Origin of the sequence: Halolamina salina (assembly GCF_042678005.1) — an archaeon.
In the GTDB taxonomy this organism is placed as follows: domain Archaea; phylum Halobacteriota; class Halobacteria; order Halobacteriales; family Haloferacaceae; genus Halolamina; species Halolamina salina.
This window is the reverse complement of record NZ_JBHUDH010000092.1, coordinates 28,073-29,330: the sequence shown is the minus strand read 5'-3', so window position 1 is coordinate 29,330 and position 1,258 is coordinate 28,073. Positions and strand designations below refer to the sequence as shown.

At 67.1% G+C, this 1,258-nt stretch carries 3 protein-coding genes; 2 read left to right on the top strand and 1 reads right to left on the bottom strand.

Features of this window, described 5'->3' with window-relative positions:
• A partial coding sequence (locus tag ACFR9S_RS08840; RefSeq protein ID WP_379818449.1) for a DUF5784 family protein occupies positions 1-676 on the bottom strand: 676 nt, incomplete at its 3' end.
• A 125-nt stretch (positions 677-801) separates the two neighbouring features.
• Here ACFR9S_RS08840 and ACFR9S_RS08835 point away from each other — a divergent pair.
• Positions 802-975 carry a DUF5786 family protein gene (locus ACFR9S_RS08835; RefSeq protein WP_379730542.1) on the top strand — a complete coding sequence of 58 codons (174 nt, stop codon included), beginning with the start codon at positions 802-804 and terminating at the stop codon, positions 973-975.
• A gap of 97 nt (positions 976-1,072) precedes the next feature.
• Positions 1,073-1,258, top strand: a 186-nt coding sequence (locus ACFR9S_RS08830; protein ID WP_379818443.1) for a DUF7561 family protein, incomplete at its 3' end; no start/stop codon positions are given.

Below are 1,258 nucleotides of genomic sequence, written 5' to 3'. Positions count from 1 at the left end.
GGTAGTCGATGGAGTGGCCGGTCGTCACCGCCGCCTCGGGGGTCACGTCGTAGCCCGCCTCCAGCAGGATGGCGGCGGCGTTGAACTCGCCCATCGTCGCCGACATCCGGGTGAGGTCCATTACCTCGGAGGTGCCGAGCTTGCCGGCCATCGTCTCGCGGTACTCGTCGAGCGCGCCGGTCGAGAGCAGCTCCTCGTAGAACGACAGCGCCTCGTCCCGCTCGGCGTCGGGGAAGCCCGCGGCGTGGTCACGGAAGAACTCCCGGGTGGTCTCCCGACCGTCCTTCGAGAGGAACACCGGGAGGAAGAACCACGAGAGGTGCGGGTAGTCCTCGAGCCACGGCGACTCCTCGGTGAGCTGGGCGAGCAGCTCCCGTTCGGCCCACCGCCGGATCGGGTAGGGGACCTCCTCCCACCCCACCTTGTCGGTGCGCCACAGCGCCGACGGCGTCTCGGTGTTGCCCAGCCAGTAGCCGGCGTCGTCGTCCCAGCAGAACAGCGCCACGTCGCCGTTGTCCATCTCGAACCGGACGGCCTCGACGCCGTCCGGCGAGCTGTACCACGGGTCTCCCATCTCCGCCCCGATGTTGGCCTGCAGCGCCTGTAACAGCTCGTCGCGAACGCGCGCCTCGGACCACGACCCGGGGGCGTATCGGAACCGAAGCGGCTTTGCCACGGTTTCACTCGGTGATGTGGGGGTTTACACGTTTCGAGGCGGGGCGTGACCCCGGACGACACGGCGATCACCGGTGAAACTAACCGATACGTATATGCTACCCTCCCACAAAGGGAGTAGTTGTCATGTCATTCGGTGCCTATGATGAGGGAGAGCACGAACGTCGCGAACAGCTGACCTCCCAGGCCGACACCGAGTTCGCCGAAAGCGAGGAGGAGTTCAGTGGGACCGTCAGCTACGACTCGGGCGAGTCCGCGGAGGCGCTGCTCGACCAGTTCGAAGAGATCAAAGACGACTGATCCGGACCTCCCTTCTCCGGCAGCCCGCTCGAACAGCGGCGCCACCGGCGACCGCACCGCCGGAGCGCCTAACCGCCTCGCTCCCGAAGCGACGCCGATGGCTACCCAGCGCTGTGACGGCTGCGATCGGCGGGTCCGTATCGGCGGCGGCATCGGCGACTTCTGGTCGTTCAGCAACGACGGTCCCACGCAGGGGATGGATCTGGAGTTGGCCGACGGCGCCGAGTTCTTCCTCTGTTTCGACTGTATCGAACGGCTCCCCGACGACCGGGACGCGACGGCG